Genomic DNA, 14,912 nt, shown 5'->3' on the forward strand with positions numbered 1-14,912 from the left:
GTCCGCCTGCTTCGCCAGCCCGCCGCGCACGGCATCCTCCCGGCGTTCCGCCGTCAACCGCAACACCATCCGCCATCATGTCCGCAGGCCTGAATCCCGCCCAGAACGAAGCGGTGCGCTACCTCGACGGTCCCTGTCTCGTGCTCGCCGGCGCGGGCAGCGGCAAGACCCGCGTGATCACGCAGAAGATCGCGCACCTGATCGAAGCGAAAGGCTTCGAGCCGCGCCACATCGCCGCCGTCACGTTCACGAACAAGGCGGCCGCCGAAATGCGCGAGCGCGTGTCGAAGCTGCTCGAGGGCAAGACGCTCACCACGCCCGGCAAGGAAGGCCGCAAGGTGCCCGTCAACCAGCTCACCGTCTGCACCTTCCACTCGCTGGGCGTGCAGATCCTGCGCCAGGAGGCCGAGCACGTCGGCCTGAAGCCGCAGTTCTCGATCATGGATTCGGACGATTGCTTCGGGATGATCCAGGAGCAGATCGGCACGACCGACAAGGGCCTGATCCGCAAGATCCAGAGCACCATCTCGCTGTGGAAGAACGGCCTGATCATGCCCGACGAGGCGATGACGATCGCGGCCAACGAGGACGAGCACCAGGCCGCGCTGGTCTACCGCAACTACGTCGCGACGCTGCACGCGTACCAGGCGGTCGACTTTGACGACCTGATCCGCCTGCCCGCCGAGCTGTTCGCGAAGAACGAACAGGTGCGCGACCGCTGGCAGAACAAGCTGCGCTACCTGCTGATCGACGAGTACCAGGACACCAACGCGTGCCAGTACGAGCTGCTGAAGCTGCTCGCGGGCCCGCGCGCGGCGTTCACGGCGGTGGGCGACGACGACCAGGCGATCTACGGCTGGCGCGGCGCGACGCTCGAGAACCTCGCGCAGCTCGGCAAGGATTTCCCGAAGCTGCACGTGATCAAGCTCGAGCAGAACTACCGGTCGACGGTGCGCATCCTCACTGCCGCGAACAACGTGATCGCGAACAACCCGAAGCTGTTCGAGAAGAAGCTGTGGTCCGAGCACGGAATGGGCGATTCGATCACCGTCACGCCGTGCAATGACGAAGAGCATGAAGCCGAATCGGTCGTGTTCCGGCTGTCCGCGCACAAGTTCGAGCGGCGCGCGCAGTTCCGCGACTACGCGATACTGTATCGCGGCAACTTCCAGGCGCGGATCTTCGAACAGGTGCTGCGCCGCGAGCGGATCCCGTACGTGCTGTCCGGCGGCCAGTCGTTCTTCGACAAGGCCGAGATCAAGGATCTGTGCGCATACCTGCGGCTGATCGCGAACGCCGACGACGATCCCGCGTTCATCCGCGCGGTCACTACGCCGCGCCGCGGGATCGGCAACACGACGCTCGAAGCGCTCGGCTCGTTCGCGGGCCAGGCGAAGGTGTCGCTGTTCGAGGCCGTGTACATGGGCGGGATCGAGGCGCGGCTGTCCGCGCGCCAGGTCGAGCCGCTGCGGATGTTCTGCGACTTCATCCAGCGCCTGACCGAGCGCGCGGACAAGGATCCGGCCACCGCCGTGCTCGACGACATGATGGAGGCAATCCACTACGAGGCGTACCTGTACGACGCGTTCGACGAACGGCAGGCGCAGTCGAAGTGGCAGAACGTGCTCGAATTCCTCGAATGGCTGAAGCGCAAGGGCACCAAGCCCGAGGCGGAAGCGGTCGACGGTGAGGCGGAAGGCTTCCACAACGCGGACGGCCTCGCCGATACGGGCAAGAACCTGCTCGGCCTGATCCAGACCGTCGCGCTGATGTCGATGCTCGAGGGCAAGGACGAAGACCCGGACGCCGTGCGGTTGTCGACCGTCCACGCGTCGAAGGGGCTCGAGTATCCGCACGTGTTCCTGGTCGGCGTCGAGGAAGGCATCATGCCGCACCGCGGCGGCTCCGAGGACGACGGCCCGATCGACAACGAGCGGATCGAGGAGGAGCGCCGGCTGATGTACGTGGCGATCACGCGCGCGCAGCGCAGCCTGCACCTGAACTGGTGCAAGAAGCGCAAGCGGGCGCGCGAGACGGTCGTGTGCGAACCGTCGCGCTTCATCCCGGAGATGGGGCTCGACGACGCGCCGCCGCCGACGCCGGAAGAGGCGCCGATGTCGCCGAAGGACCGGCTCGCGAGCCTGAAGGCGTTGCTGCAGAAGTGACGCCGGGCGTTCCGGCTGAGTGACCGCAAAACAAAACCCCCGCGACGCGTGAGCGCCGCGGGGGTTTTTTACTGACGGCCGGGCGGGTTACTTCGACGCGTTGACCATGTAGTCGACGGCCGCCTTCACGTCGGCGTCCGACGCGTTCGACCCGCCCTTCGCCGGCATCGCGCCCTTGCCGTGCAGCGCGTAGTTGTAGACCGTATCCATCGAGTCCTTCAGGCGCGGCGCCCAGTCTTCCTTGCTGCCGAACTTCGGCGCGCCGAGCACGCCCGCCGCGTGGCAGGCCTGGCAGGTCGACGTGTACAGCGCCTTGCCGGCGTCGGCCCCGGCCGGGGCGGCAGCGGCTGCCGGCGCTTCACCGGCCTTCGGGATCGCGGCGATCGCTGCCCGGGCCGCGGCGACTTGCGCGCTCGCGGCGTCAGCCGCGCCCGACGCGGCTGCGGCGCCACTGGCGGGTTGCGCCGCGTTGGCGGCCGGCGCGGCCGGTTCGGGGAAGTTCGCGCCGTCGTTGTTCGCCATGTAGACGATCGCTCGGGCGATTTCATAGTCGCTGACGTCGTCGGGGCTCGTGCCGCCGCGCGGCGGCATCGCGCCCTTGCCGGCCAGTGCCGTCTTCAGCAGCGTGTCGAAACCTTGCGAGATGCGCGGCGCCCAGTCGTCCTTGTTGCCGAACTTCGGCGCGCCGGCGGCGCCCGTGCCGTGGCAGGTCACGCAGACGGCCTTGTAGACTTCCTCGCCGGTCTTGTACGTGCGGGGCGCGTTGGCGTCCTTCACGTCGACCTTCGCGAGCGGGGCGACGCGTGCGGCGACCTGTTCGTCGGATAGCGCGTCCGTGCCGGCGCCGGAACGGAACGCATGGTTCGCATAGTTGGCGAACAGGACGATCAGGATGATCGGAATCGCGAACGACGCGATGATGACGGCAATCAGCTGCCCGGGGGTTTTGACGGGAGATTCGTGGGGTGCTTCGCTCATGCTTGCCTCGTCTCCGTGAATAGGAATTGTGAGCGCGGTGCAACGGCAAATGGCAGTCCAATGAAGCCCGGTCGATTATAGACGGAACGTTTACATCACGGCGAGCGGTGCGATGGCGCGTGTTTACCCGCACGCAGCGGGGCCCGGCGGGGATTCGTCGGGCAAGGTGGACGCATCATGGGAAACCGGGTATCCTTGCTGTCTTGCCAATCGTGGGCGGCCTGTATATTGGGGTCGCTTCACTGTCACAGGCGCCCGTAGCTCAATGGATAGAGTACTGCCCTCCGAAGGCAGGGGTTGCTGGTTCGATCCCAGCCGGGCGCGCCAAGAATTCCCAGTAGAACAAAGACTTAGAGAGCTGGGCGACTTTCCGGTCGCTGGAACCTGTCCGCATTTTTGTGGGCGAGGCGGTTGAACAGCGGGTTATCCGCGCGCCTGCATAAATCGGTCTCCGAACAGGATAGGCCGCGCTGATGGCCTCGGTCAGCCCCTTCAAGCCGTCCACCACGGCGATCAGGATGTCCTGGCAGCCGCGCGTCTTGAGTTCGTTGAACACCTTGAGCCAGAACTTGGCGCCCTCGGTCTGCTCGATCCAGAGGCCCAGCACGTCGCGCTGGCCATCGGCCTGAATGCCCAAAGCCAGATAGACGGCTTTGTTGCTGCCCGACGGCTCATATCAGATAGTCGCCTCTTTCACATACTTTTCTTATCCAGGGTGTGATGCCGACTACGCTGCTTACGAATTTAACGCCTTGGTCAATATGGCCGGCTCACGTTGAGCAAGGATGCTTTGGGATGACTTTCCCGTCTCGAAGCGCGCACACACGTTGATTCACAATCAAGGGCAGTTTCAGGGGGCCTCCGCGAAGCGATGAGGCTTCGCGGACTCGACGGGTTACAAGTTACTGTTCATCGCGTTGGGTTACAAACGACCGCAGATAGTGTCCCTCAGCCTCGCGAGACGCCCGGTCGATTCCGTTCATCTGGCAAATATTGCGTACCGTCTCCGCGTTGATCGTCGGGCTCGGCTCATCAATGATGTTGCGTCGCAGCAGGTTATATAGCCTGCCGACACGGCCCGCATATGCGATGTTTTCTAGCCGTCCCGCCCCCGTTACAGCGTCCAAGCATTTAGATTGCGCCAGCAGCCACGCACCTTTTGTTGTTTTGTCCATATTGTCCTCTTGGATCGAACCATCAGCCGACACCACGAATCGACGAAGAAGCCTATCACAGACGTTCTCTCGCTCAACGCAAGACCTCGGTTTCGCGGGTGCGCTGCGTTTTTGCTTCGCGCACGATATGGCTGGTGACTTCACCATGGTGATGGTGCGATTGACGGACGGCGTTGCGCTTCCGGGACGGCGCGTACTCGTCGGTACGGCGCCATCGTGAAAATGTGTCAATTCGCTGGCTAAGCAGCCGCTACATGCAGTCGCCCGATGGACAAACACATTCTTCTGACCTAATAATTCGCGTGGCGATAATGACGTAGAGAGACGTCTTGATAACACGAACAGCACAAAGCGATTTTTCGCCCGGGCAGGTATTTTTCCCTGAGCCATCCCTGTATCTGGTGGCGAACTATGAGCCTCGCCCGGACAATCCGAATTGGGTCAACGTGTTGTGCGAACGGCACGATGGGGGCGACGCAATCTGCGCATACCTCTCGCCGGTGGATGCCATGCTCGACGCAATCTTCGCCTCGAAGCAAGGCAAGCGCTACTACGCAATTCCCGCCAGCGGATTCGTTCCGACGACATTCATTGATGACAACAACGGTCGTCTTGCGCTCGACGTGCACCTGGGCTGGCCGGCGCGGAACGGCCAGTTGATTGCCCGGCGCAACGGCAAGCCCGTCTCCTGCGCTTCGCATCACGAGATGCAGGTTCCACCCGAGCACGCTCATCACATCGCGTTCAGACTTGAACAGGGCACCCTGGCAGTTCTCGACGAGCTATATATGAGCGCCGGCCTGTTTGCGTATCGAGAGACGTTCAACACGATGATGGGCTGGCCTGAAACGCGCCGCAACCGAGCCGTTACGGCGGCCGTGCAAAAGATGGGCGGCCTCGCGCCGGCGGGGAGCGAGTACAACCAGATGGCGCTCTACGACGCTGAGTTCGAGCAGTGGCATTTTGTATCCCCCGCGCCACTGGCAAAGCTTTGACTCGACGACTGAAGTCGTTGGTTTCCCGGCAAGAACGGATTTGCGGGAAGCCAGGATGGTTCTACGGCCACTAGCCTGTTCAACGTTTTTAAAGGTATCACCAGCATGAGGCGCAGCTACTTGATGGTGGGCGACAAGTCGTCTGCCAACGGAACGGTGATTGAAGGGGTGCCTATGACGACCCATCACGGCACCGAACCGACCTTTCTCGGTGCGCAGGTGACTTGTCCTGCCTGCAAATCCGTCGGCCGTATTGTCCCGACGGGGCCGCGCTGGCCGAGTTCAATGATGGGTAAGGAGCCAGCGCTGGAAGGTGACATCTGCGCCTGTAAATGCGACCCGCCCCCGGTGATGATTGCCTCTCAGACCGACATGTACATGACCTTCGAGAGCAATCATTTGGCCGACCTCGGTTTTGCGCCAAGCGGCGAGTTGATTGAGCACGCGTTCAAGACGCACGACCAGCACTTTCGGATTATCAACAGCGATGGGGAACCAGTGGAAGGGTTGCCTTATATGCTCAAGAGCGCGGATGGAAAAACCGTGCAAGGCATTACATCAGCGAACGGGAAAACCGAACTCATCTCGGCTGACCAAGCGCATGATGTCCAGTTCTTTCTTCACTTGGCGGGAGGGAGTGAGTAATGCAACTGGCCAACGCGCTGATGACCCCCAAGGACGAACGTAAGGCCGTCACGGTTCAACACAAAATCTACTGGATTCATCGGCATGAATGGAACGCCCAGTGGATAGCTCAATACCATGCTGCAGTACCTGCACTGGCCAAGGAAATACAGGCTCGAAAGGTCGATATGTCGAAGCTGGAGAGCGAACCCATCGACGGGTCACCTACCGGTGGGAATGACACGAACCGATTTACCTGTGAGGATTTCGCCTTCGAAATTCTCATTGAGTTTGCCTCACGCAACAAGTTGCCCTTGAAAATCAAGACCGGCTCCGCGGTTTTTAAAAACATCGACATGGACTATAAGTCCGGAAACAAGACGGCTCCGCCGACACCGGCTGGATTTGCTCTTGATGTTGCTTATGCCAGCGGGGCGCCCGACGTGCTGAAAAACTCGCTTCCCGTAGCTGACAGCAACCTGTTGCCGGGCGACCTCTTCGTCGAATTTAACGGCGGGCATATCCAGGTCGTAACCGGGGTGGGGCCAGGGCGGGTAGAAATCATGCAGGGCAACTTCCCTGGACCGGGCGAGACACCTCGCCGAAAGTGGACAAGCTATCTGGAACTCGGTCCCTGGATTCGCGCGACGAATACTGGCAACCGGGAAAGCTCGAACTACCTGGGCTCCCCTGTTCAGAATGCCGTGTACGAGCAGCGCAATGGCAAGTGGATGTATCAGCGTCTCTACGGCGACTATCGAGACTGGGACGCCGATGTATGGGGAAGCATGAACAAGCACGTGCGCTGGAACTTCGCCGAGTTCAACAATCTATGAAACTGAGACTTACCATCGCGGTGCTTGCTGCGCTCATGCTGTGCTACGTCGTAGCTGGTGCCCCCTCCATCGGATTGCTCTTTAAGCCTTCCGTAATAGGAGGGGGCCTCGCATTGAAGCCAATCACCTATCACTGGGCCAACCGACTGGACCGCGCGATACCCGACGCGGAACTGCTGGCGGGCCGTTTTTATGTCTTGGTGTTGGCGGCCATCAGCTTGGCAGCGGGTGGATTGGTGTTCCGCGGCGCGCGCGACGGCAAGGCCTTTGCATTTGTGCTCGGGTGGTCCGTTGCATTGCTCGTCATCCTGCTCTATGCGCAAACCGAAGCTTTCTATACGGTCGGGTAACCTATGAAGAAGTGGACGCAAATCGTGCTTGCGACAGCGGCATCCATTCTCTCCCTGGCGGGCATGGTCTTCAGCATTGGTGCGCTGCTCTCCCTCAAGAGCTTGGACCAACTCCATCGCCTACTGAGCTTCGACTACCTCAGCTTTGTGGACGGTCAGACCGCCGGCGGCCTGGCGACCGACTTCTTCATGGGTATCGCGTTGGTGCTCATCGGGAGCATTCTGTTCACGAGAACGCGGCGGGCCGGCGACGTGGGCAAGGCAGTAGCCTCCTTCCTGCTCGTGTTCATCGCCCTTACTCTTATCTACGCCTGCGTGAACCCTCGCATCGGTGTTCGGCCCTATTGAGGGCGCTGCTACGGCGCACGCGTCTATAGCGTGATGCCTTCCAGAACAGTGGCATACGGCTTGAGCGCTGGGCACGCCATCAGGAGTTTTTCGGGCTCGATGACGACGCCATAGAGAGACACGTCCAGCGCAGCGTTCGCGTGAATGCCCGCGACTCGCAAAGCGTGCCGAATCTGTCCATTTCGGTGAAGTGCCGCGGCCATGGGCATGGTCACCCCGCCACGATTACGGTTCGTTTCGGCAAACAGTTCTTCCACCGTCAAATCGTCGAGACCTGGCTTCAGCTTACGGATTGCCGTGCGTGCCCGCGCCTCTAGTTCAGCCACCCGGGTGCCTCCTGCTTTCAGTGCCCCATCGTTCGTCGTGTGGAAATCTTTTTGACGGATGTTGGGCACCGCCGTGCCCGCGACCAACTTTAGATGCGTCATAACAATTGCCTCCTCAGAAACGATATCGGCAATGAGGTCGGCGTGCTGAACCCTGAATCCGGTACCAACGAGCGAAATTTCCGTTGCACTCGCGGTCGCGATTTTCCCGTGGGGCGTCGGCGCTATTCGAGCATCTCTCGACTTGCCGACTGAATGTTGTACAGGGTCGAGCGCGACACCCCGAAGTGTCGGCTGATTTCCGCTATCGACATGTCCCGATTCCGCATAATCGCTAGTACAGCCTTGCGCTGCTTTGGGTCCGAAGCATGCGGCCGGCCTCCCTTGCGGCCGCGAGCGCGCGCCGCATCGAGGCCGGCGCGCCTTCGCTCCCTCACAAGCTCTCGCTCGAACTCGGCCAGCGAGGCAAACAGGTGAAAGACCAGTTTACTTCATCGTTTTTCCCGGTACAGCGAAAATACAGCTAGCCAGTGGCAGGCTATTGGCCTGCGGACCTTGCGGTCAGGCTGCTTGCAAATCGCGTAGCGCTTCGGGATGAAGCGCCGCGATTCGCAGCAAGGTCTGCGCGGCGCCGGTTGGTTCGCGGCGCCCTTGTTCCCAATCCTGCAGCGTCCGTACCGACACCCCGAGCAGTAAAGCGAAAGCGCTCTGCGACAGACCAACTTTCGTGCGTGCCAACGATGCTACGGTCGGTTCCACCTTGGTGACGCGTGCGCGTTTTCCCGCCTTCATATCGCTAACCGACTTCAGCAGGTCGGCCTGAAACTGTTCGAGTTCCTTATCCATTTTCGACCTCTTCACGTAGCCGGTTGAGGAAGTCCACCGGCAGATTGTCAAATTTCGCCTTCGTGTAGGCGATCAGCAGCCAGATACATCAATCGTCGAGCACGTTGTAATAGATGACTCGGGCGCCACCGCGTTTACCCATGCCGGCGCGCGACCACCGAACTTTGCGCAATCCGCCACTCCCGGGAATGACGTCCCCTGAGAGCGGATTGGTGGCCAACCAGACGATGAAGGCTTCCCGCTCACCATCGCGCCAGATGTCAGTGGCATACCACTGGAATACTTCCGTTTCGATGACCGTGTACAGGGGCGGATTATACGGCAATGCCGTATAATCGCAACGCGAATTCATGTGGTTATGGAGTCTGATAGTGCGGGAGAGCGAGATTGCAGAGGAGGGGGGCGCAGTTGTACCAGCTCCACACCTGCCCGCCAAAACGAGTGGTTTTTAAGTACGCCTGCACAGGCCGCGTGGCGCTCGACGGGGCGCTCTTCTATGCCGCGCAAGGCATTGATTTATAAGAGATCGTCGGGTGCCGGTAAAACTCCGAAGGCAGGGGTTGCTGGTTCGATCCCTGCCGGGCGCGCCAAAACATGCCTGCTCAGACACTCGGCGGTTTCCCGTTTGCAGTAATATCCCGGCCGGTTGGCGGTTTTCGATCGCGTGGCATCCGACCCGGCGCAATCTTCCGCCGATCCGGTTCGACCTGCTCGAAGCCCACCCGGCAGCGTGGATTGAAAATGTCGACCGAAACGAGAAGGAGCCGCGCCGCACCATAGGCGGCGATCACCGCATGAGCAAATCACTCCCCGTTCAGTTCATCAACGGGCCGGACGGCACACCGGCCTTCGTCGTGATTCCGTACGCCGACTATGTCGCGCAGCAGCGGGTCACGCCCGCTCCGGTACCGCACGAAGTCGTGACGCGCGCCGTGTTCGACGGCAGTTCGCCCGTGCGCGCGTGGCGCGAATATCTCGGGCTGACGCGGGCCGAGGTCGCGCAGCGGCTCGGCATCAGTCGCTCGGACTACGCAAAACGCGAGAAGCGCGAGAAGCTGCGCAAGCCGCAGCGCCGGAAGATCGCGGCAGCGCTGGGCATCACGCTGACGCAGCTCGACTTCTGACGCACGGGCCGGCGAGCGCACCGGGCATGCCGGGCGCCCCGTGCCGCAGCCGCCGTGCCGGTGTCGTGTTGCCTCGCCGTTGTGCGAGAATCGCCCGCAACAACCACTCCAAGCGACGATCGCGGCGGCCGTCCGCGCATCGCGCCGACTTCCGATGGCTGCCATCGTGTCTACCTCGACCGCAGTCGATGCCCGCGTGCTGACTGATGCGCAGCAGGCGCTGCTTGCGCGTCTGCACGCGTATTCCCCCGACGCGCCCGATGCACCGCTGCCGTACAGCCGGCGCCTTGCCGAAGCCGAACGCTGGTCGCATGCGCACGCGCTGGCCGTGATCGACGAATACAAGCGCTTCGCGTTCCTCGCGCAGGCGGCCGGCCATCCGGTCACGCCGTCGCACGCGGTCGACGCCGCCTGGCACCTGCACCTGCAATACACGCGCGAATACTGGGACGTGTTCTGCGCCGACGTGCTGCGCGCGCCGCTGCATCACGTGCCGGGTGCGGGCGCGCCCGACGAGGCCGCGCAGTACGCGCGGCACTACCGGCAGACGCTCGACAGCTACCGCAGGCTGTTCGGCTGCGAGCCGCCCGAAGCGATCTGGCCGCGCCCCGTGGCCGTGCCCGCCGACGCCCCCGCGCAGCGCGCAGAACCGCGCGATGGCCCGTCTAGCGAGCCCGCCGCACGCCCGCGACGCTGGCGGCGCTTCGCGAAGCTCGCTTGGCCGACGGCGGCGATCAGCGTCGCGGCGACCTGCGCGAGCGCGAGCGATTTCAATGTGTTGGACTTCTCGGGGCCGGACTTTCTCGGGTTGTTCTACGTGCCGCTCTGCATCGCCGCGCTGCTGCTGATCGCCGGCCTGCAGTGGCTCGAATACCGCCACCGTGTGTGGGGAACGCGCGCCGCCGAATCGTCGCCCGACCTGAGCGCGGAGGAAGCGGCGTATCTCGCGGGCGGCGGTGCGCGCATGGCGCAGGTCGCGATGCTGTCGCTCGCGCATGCCGGTGCGATCGAGCTGCGGATGAGCAAGGCCCACGGCGCGCGGGTGCGGATCGACGATCCGCGACAAGCCGGCGCTTATGGCGCCGACTGGGAATGGCTGAGGAGGCAGCCCGGCGGCGAGGCGAGCTGCCACGCGTTTCGTCAGCGTCTCGCGTGGCGCGAAGCCGAATGCGCCGCGGCGTTGCAGCGCAAAGGCTGGCTCTGGGCGCCGGGCGAGATGCGGGCGACGCGGATGGCCGCGCGCGCGATCCTGCTGCTCGTGTACGGCGCGGGCGCGGCGAAGCTCGCGGTCGGCCTGACCCGCGGCCGGCCCGTGCTGCTGCTGATGATTGTCATGACGGCGTTCATGGTCGCGTACCACTTCATGGTCGGACGCCTGCCCGGCCTGGGGCGCGGCGGCATGACGCGCGGCGGCCGGCGGCGCTCGACGCGCACCGCGACGAACGCCGGGGCGAGCGCGCGACGCCGGACGGGCTCTTGTGGACGGCCGCGCTGTTCGGCGCCGGTGCGCTCGCCGGCACCGTGTGGGCCGCGCATTCGAAAGTGCTGATGGCGCCGCCTATCGCCGTGAAAACCGGCGGGTCGAGCGGTTCGTCCGACTCGGGCGCCGGGGACAGCAGTTCGAGCTCGTGCGGAGCGTCGAGTTCGTGCAGTTCGTCGAGCTCATGCAGCTCGAGCAGTTGCGGCGGCTGTTCGAGCACCTGAGCACAGCGCGCGCTGCCGGGATAGCGCGCCGTGCCGCCAGCGTCAGGCAGGCGGCACGGCGCGCGCCGAACTACGCGATCGCGGCATCGGCAGGCGTTCGTGCCTGCGCGGCACGCCCGTCGCCCGCCTCGACGATCAGCGTCCAGTCGAACGCCGGCAGCGCGCAGAGCTGCTCGACGGTGGCCGTGTACTCGTGCGCGGGCGCGTGCAGGTAGCGCACCTTGTCGGTCCATTCGGGCAGCGGCGCCTGCGACGTGGTCACCACGACCGCCAGCAGATCCTGTTCCGGCCGCCTTGCGATTTCCTGCAGGCTCAGCCGGACCTGGTCGAGGTCGCCCTCGGCGTCCAGGATCAGCGCGCCGGCGATCGGCGCATCCGGCCGGCCGGGCGGGTTGCCGACAGCGCCTTTGTCGATGCACTGCTGATACACGTGGCGATAGCGCGGCAGCGCCTGCTGCAGCGCGTGATGCTTGCGGACCTTCGCCTGCGCCGTGCGCGCGAGCCCGCGGCGCAGCGCCGGGTTCGCGATCAGCCGGTCGAGCGCGTCGACCCAGGCCTGCGGCGCATCCGGGACCAGCAGGCCGTCGCAGCCGTCGTGCAGCGCGAAGCGATAGGCCGGCCGGTCGCTGACGATCGAGGGGATGCCGGCCGCCGCGTATTCCTGCCACTGGATCGTGCTCGTGGCGGCGTTGTAGTCATGGTCGGCGAGCGGCAGCAGCGCGATGTCCCAGCGCCGTTCCGGCAGGCGTCGTGCGTGCGCGTCGTAGTCGTGAAGCTCGGGCTCGCACGCGGCGGCCGGATGGCCGGCCCAGCCCGGCGGGACGTCCGCGCCGACGAAACTCACCCTGACCTTGCCGGGATGGCGCGCGCAGATCGCGTGCAGCGCCGCGTCGACGAGCGCGAAGTTGTCGGCGCGCAGCGACGCGCCGGCGATGCCGATCGTCACGCAGTCGTCGCCGCGCGCCGCCACGGGGCGGTAGAACCGGTCGAAGTCCACGCTGTCGGGCAGCACGTGAACGCGCGGGTGCGACAGCCGGTAGCGGCTGGCGATGAACGGCGTGGATACGATCACGGCGTCCGCGTTGCGCAGCATGAGTTCGATCCCCGCGCGGGCCATCCCGCCTTGCGCGGCGAGCGGATGCGCGGGCGGCAGTTCGGTCAGCAGGTCGTCGGTCTCGTAGATCACCGGCTTTTCATGCTTGAAGATCGTGTACAGGTCGTTGCCCGTCAGCAGGCCGGGCGTCAGCCGGTGCAGCAGGACGGCGTCGGCCGTGGCCAGCACGCTGCTGTCGATCTGGCCGTCCCGGATGCCCGGGACGAGTTCCCATTCGTCGCTCAGCAGACCGAACGGCAGCGTGAGGCGAATGCGCGACGACGCGCATGCGTCCGGATCGATCGAATACACGACCAGGCGCTTGCGGCGCGGTGCGGCGTCCGCAGTCGCGGCGACGGGCGCCAGCGTCCGGTTCTCCGCCAGCAGCCGGGCGTACAGCGCACCGTGGCGCGCGGCGTTGCGGCCGATGTCGTGCTGCGCGCGGATCGCATCCTGCGCGGCTGCGGCGAGTTGCGCGCGGGTTTGCGGATGTTCGATCAGGTGCGCGATCGCGTCGACCCACGCGTCGGCGGTGTCGGCGACGAGCGAGCCCGTGCTGCCGTGGACAACCGGGCCGCCTTGCGCCGGCGTAGCGACGAGCACCGTGGCCGCGCCGGCCGCCGAGTATTCGAGCCATGCGCGCGGCGGCGCATCGTCGCGCAACGCGACCGGCGCCGCGACCAGCGCGATGTCGAGGTCCGCGCGCTTCAGCGCGTCGGCGTAGCTGTCGTAAGGGGCGGGCTCCGTAATCAGCGTGACGTCCGGTTCGCGGTCCCAGCCGGCCGGCAGCGCCGCGCCGACGAACGACACGCGGAGCTTCCCCGGAAACCGACGGCGGAGCTCGGCCAGCGCGTGGCGGACCTGCTCGAGACGCACGCCGTCGAGACCGGTGCCGGAAACCGCAAGGTTCACGTGGTCGCGCACGCCGGGCGCCGCGCGGTGCAGACGCTCGAGATCGACGCCGGTCGGCAGCACGTGGACCGATGCGTTGACTTGACGGTACTCCCGCACCAGCGCTTCCGACGGCACGACGATCGCATGCGCGCGCTGCACCGCGCTGCGGATGCCTGCCTTGCGGCGCGCGTTGTCGGCCGCGCCGGGGATGTCGGCGAGCAGCGTGTCGAGCGGCGCGTCGATCTCAAGGACGACCGGCTTGCCGAGCGAGAACAGGTGTTCCAGCGTGGCGGCGGACAGCAGGCCCGGCGTGTCGCCCTGCAGCACGATCAGGTCCGCGCGCTGCAGCGCGTCGGGATCGATGCCGGCTTGCGTGACAGGGAACGTCAGCGCCCATTCGCGGTCCAGCCGCGCGAACGGCTGCGCGAAGCGCAGGCTGGTGCGCGCGTGGTCGGCCGCTTCGGCGGTGACGACCGCGATGCACGAGCGCGGCGCGGACGCGGGCTGTCCCGGGGCGGCGGCGCCCGTCGCGACGGCCTGCGCATCCAGCTTGTCCGCATGGGCCTGGGTCCGCTCGACGAAGTGCTGCAACTGCTGCCAGAACGCCTCCTCCTCCTTCAGGTAGACGCTGCGCGCTTCGTGAACGGTGGCCTTCGCGTGTGCGATCTCGTGTTCGTCGAGCCCCCACGCGATGCCCTTGCCGTCCATCACCCACCGGGTCGGCTCCGACAGCGACGCGTCATTCATGATGCACACGACCGGGCAGCCGCACAGCAGCGCTTCGAACACGGCGGTGGACCATTCGTACATGTACACGCACTCGACCTGTCGGAACAGCGCCGCGAGTTCGTGCGCCGAACGTTCCGGCACGCGGGTCGAGATTTCGATCGACTCGGCGGTGACCGGATGCAGCGTGCCGCCGCGCCGCAGGTGGCGATTGATGAAGACGGCCGTGCCGTTGCGGCGCGCGTCGTCGACTCCGTCGCTGTTGAAGATGCGCGTGTCGACCAGCGGCATGCGCAGCAGGTCCGCCTTCCATTCTTCGGGCACCAGCGACGGCCCGAACGTGAAGATGAGGTCGTCCGGCTGCAGGGTGATCGGTTCGCCGTTGATGCGGCCGGGCTCGGCCAGCAGGTAGCGCACGACGCAGCGCGCGTTGAACGGATTGCCGGTGACGACGTCCGGGTAGACGACGATCGGGCTGCGATTCGCGCGGGCGTGCGCCTGCACGATGTCGTTGGTCAGCGGCGGCGTGCGCAGGTCGGGATGCACGACCGGCGTGCAGACGTACGCTTCCTGACCGAGCAGGTTCAGCACGTGGCACAGGTAGTGCATCGCGCGGATCCCGCCGGAGGTTTGCCGGAAATTCGGCGCGAGTATGTAGTACGGGTGGTCGAGTCGCGTAAAAATGCGCGAACCGCCGTGCGCGAGGCCAGGTTTGGGAGTCGTCATCG

Annotated in this window: 13 protein-coding genes, 1 tRNA gene and 3 pseudogenes; 9 read left to right on the plus strand and 8 right to left on the minus strand. The window is 64.9% G+C overall.

The window, feature by feature from the left end; genetic code table 11:
* Positions 1-77: 77 nt before the first annotated feature.
* Positions 78-2,165: a UvrD-helicase domain-containing protein gene (locus LXE91_RS05675; protein ID WP_039351330.1), complete on the plus strand. Its 2,088-nt coding sequence runs from the start codon at positions 78-80 to the stop codon at positions 2,163-2,165.
* Positions 2,166-2,252: 87 nt separating this feature from the next.
* Here LXE91_RS05675 and LXE91_RS05680 read toward each other — a convergent pair whose 3' ends face one another.
* Entirely contained in the window at positions 2,253-3,143 is an 891-nt protein-coding gene (locus LXE91_RS05680) for a c-type cytochrome (RefSeq protein WP_278068120.1), read from the minus strand.
* Positions 3,144-3,394: 251 nt separating this feature from the next.
* Between LXE91_RS05680 and LXE91_RS05685 the strand changes: the two genes are divergently transcribed.
* Positions 3,395-3,470: transfer RNA gene (locus LXE91_RS05685), tRNA-Arg, on the plus strand.
* Between the two features lie 130 nt (positions 3,471-3,600).
* Here the strand turns inward: LXE91_RS05685 and LXE91_RS05690 are convergent.
* Positions 3,601-3,801 (minus strand): annotated as a pseudogene (locus LXE91_RS05690) (transposase); the annotation flags it as partial.
* Positions 3,802-4,045: 244 nt separating this feature from the next.
* Positions 4,046-4,708 (minus strand): DUF448 domain-containing protein, encoded by a 663-nt coding sequence (locus LXE91_RS05695; RefSeq protein ID WP_172625583.1) that lies wholly within the window; start codon positions 4,706-4,708, stop codon positions 4,046-4,048.
* 119 nt (positions 4,709-4,827) lie between these two features.
* Between LXE91_RS05695 and LXE91_RS05700 the strand changes: the two genes are divergently transcribed.
* The 5 genes from LXE91_RS05700 to LXE91_RS05720 all read left to right on the plus strand — a co-directional run bounded on the left by LXE91_RS05700 (position 4,828) and on the right by LXE91_RS05720 (position 7,471).
* On the plus strand, positions 4,828-5,313 hold the full coding sequence (locus tag LXE91_RS05700) for a hypothetical protein (RefSeq protein WP_039352189.1): 486 nt from the start codon (positions 4,828-4,830) through the stop codon (positions 5,311-5,313).
* A 105-nt stretch (positions 5,314-5,418) separates the two neighbouring features.
* Positions 5,419-5,958, plus strand: coding sequence for a PAAR domain-containing protein (locus LXE91_RS05705; protein ID WP_046196264.1), 540 nt, complete (start codon positions 5,419-5,421; stop codon positions 5,956-5,958).
* Positions 5,958-6,773 (plus strand): hypothetical protein, encoded by an 816-nt coding sequence (locus tag LXE91_RS05710; protein WP_039351325.1) that lies wholly within the window; start codon positions 5,958-5,960, stop codon positions 6,771-6,773. The genes LXE91_RS05705 and LXE91_RS05710 overlap by 1 nt, the downstream gene beginning before the upstream one ends.
* Entirely contained in the window at positions 6,770-7,123 is a 354-nt protein-coding gene (locus LXE91_RS05715) for a hypothetical protein (RefSeq protein WP_039351322.1), read from the plus strand. Before LXE91_RS05710 ends, LXE91_RS05715 begins: the two co-directional genes overlap by 4 nt.
* Before the next feature lie 3 nt (positions 7,124-7,126).
* Positions 7,127-7,471, plus strand: coding sequence for a hypothetical protein (locus tag LXE91_RS05720; protein ID WP_039351319.1), 345 nt, complete (start codon positions 7,127-7,129; stop codon positions 7,469-7,471).
* Between the two features lie 23 nt (positions 7,472-7,494).
* On the opposite strand, the gene LXE91_RS05725 is transcribed toward LXE91_RS05720, so the two are convergent.
* The 4 genes and pseudogenes from LXE91_RS05725 to LXE91_RS05740 all read right to left on the minus strand — a co-directional run bounded on the left by LXE91_RS05725 (position 7,495) and on the right by LXE91_RS05740 (position 8,950).
* Positions 7,495-7,899: a hypothetical protein gene (locus LXE91_RS05725; protein ID WP_039351316.1), complete on the minus strand. Its 405-nt coding sequence runs from the start codon at positions 7,897-7,899 to the stop codon at positions 7,495-7,497.
* 122 nt (positions 7,900-8,021) lie between these two features.
* Positions 8,022-8,282 (minus strand): recombinase family protein, encoded by a 261-nt coding sequence (locus LXE91_RS05730; protein ID WP_082139590.1) that lies wholly within the window; start codon positions 8,280-8,282, stop codon positions 8,022-8,024.
* A 76-nt stretch (positions 8,283-8,358) separates the two neighbouring features.
* The gene (locus LXE91_RS05735; RefSeq protein ID WP_039351314.1) at positions 8,359-8,643 is read right to left on the minus strand and encodes a helix-turn-helix domain-containing protein; all 285 of its coding nucleotides are present in this window, start codon (positions 8,641-8,643) and stop codon (positions 8,359-8,361) included.
* Positions 8,636-8,950 (minus strand): annotated as a pseudogene (locus LXE91_RS05740) (transcriptional regulator). Before LXE91_RS05740 ends, LXE91_RS05735 begins: the two are co-directional and overlap by 8 nt.
* A 487-nt stretch (positions 8,951-9,437) precedes the next feature.
* Between LXE91_RS05740 and LXE91_RS05745 the strand changes: the two are divergent.
* On the plus strand, positions 9,438-9,767 hold the full coding sequence (locus tag LXE91_RS05745) for a helix-turn-helix domain-containing protein (RefSeq protein ID WP_039351312.1): 330 nt from the start codon (positions 9,438-9,440) through the stop codon (positions 9,765-9,767).
* 154 nt (positions 9,768-9,921) lie between these two features.
* Positions 9,922-11,471 (plus strand): annotated as a pseudogene (locus tag LXE91_RS05750) (TIGR04222 domain-containing membrane protein).
* A 70-nt stretch (positions 11,472-11,541) separates the two neighbouring features.
* Here the strand turns inward: LXE91_RS05750 and LXE91_RS05755 are convergent.
* Entirely contained in the window at positions 11,542-14,910 is a 3,369-nt protein-coding gene (locus LXE91_RS05755; protein ID WP_039351308.1) for a glycosyltransferase family protein, read from the minus strand.
* Positions 14,911-14,912 lie beyond the last annotated feature (2 nt).

Origin of the sequence: Burkholderia contaminans (assembly GCF_029633825.1) — a bacterium.
Lineage (GTDB): Bacteria > Pseudomonadota > Gammaproteobacteria > Burkholderiales > Burkholderiaceae > Burkholderia > Burkholderia contaminans.

Coding starts and splice junctions, on each gene's coding strand:
- LXE91_RS05675 (WP_039351330.1), top strand. CDS start 78: ATGTCCGCAGGCCTGAATCCCGCCCAGAACGAAGCGGTGCGCTACCTC.
- LXE91_RS05680 (WP_278068120.1), bottom strand. CDS start 3,143: ATGAGCGAAGCACCCCACGAATCTCCCGTCAAAACCCCCGGGCAGCTG.
- LXE91_RS05695 (WP_172625583.1), bottom strand. CDS start 4,708: ATGGCTCAGGGAAAAATACCTGCCCGGGCGAAAAATCGCTTTGTGCTG.
- LXE91_RS05700 (WP_039352189.1), top strand. CDS start 4,828: ATGCTCGACGCAATCTTCGCCTCGAAGCAAGGCAAGCGCTACTACGCA.
- LXE91_RS05705 (WP_046196264.1), top strand. CDS start 5,419: ATGAGGCGCAGCTACTTGATGGTGGGCGACAAGTCGTCTGCCAACGGA.
- LXE91_RS05710 (WP_039351325.1), top strand. CDS start 5,958: ATGCAACTGGCCAACGCGCTGATGACCCCCAAGGACGAACGTAAGGCC.
- LXE91_RS05715 (WP_039351322.1), top strand. CDS start 6,770: ATGAAACTGAGACTTACCATCGCGGTGCTTGCTGCGCTCATGCTGTGC.
- LXE91_RS05720 (WP_039351319.1), top strand. CDS start 7,127: ATGAAGAAGTGGACGCAAATCGTGCTTGCGACAGCGGCATCCATTCTC.
- LXE91_RS05725 (WP_039351316.1), bottom strand. CDS start 7,899: ATGACGCATCTAAAGTTGGTCGCGGGCACGGCGGTGCCCAACATCCGT.
- LXE91_RS05735 (WP_039351314.1), bottom strand. CDS start 8,643: ATGGATAAGGAACTCGAACAGTTTCAGGCCGACCTGCTGAAGTCGGTT.
- LXE91_RS05745 (WP_039351312.1), top strand. CDS start 9,438: ATGAGCAAATCACTCCCCGTTCAGTTCATCAACGGGCCGGACGGCACA.
- LXE91_RS05755 (WP_039351308.1), bottom strand. CDS start 14,910: ATGACGACTCCCAAACCTGGCCTCGCGCACGGCGGTTCGCGCATTTTT.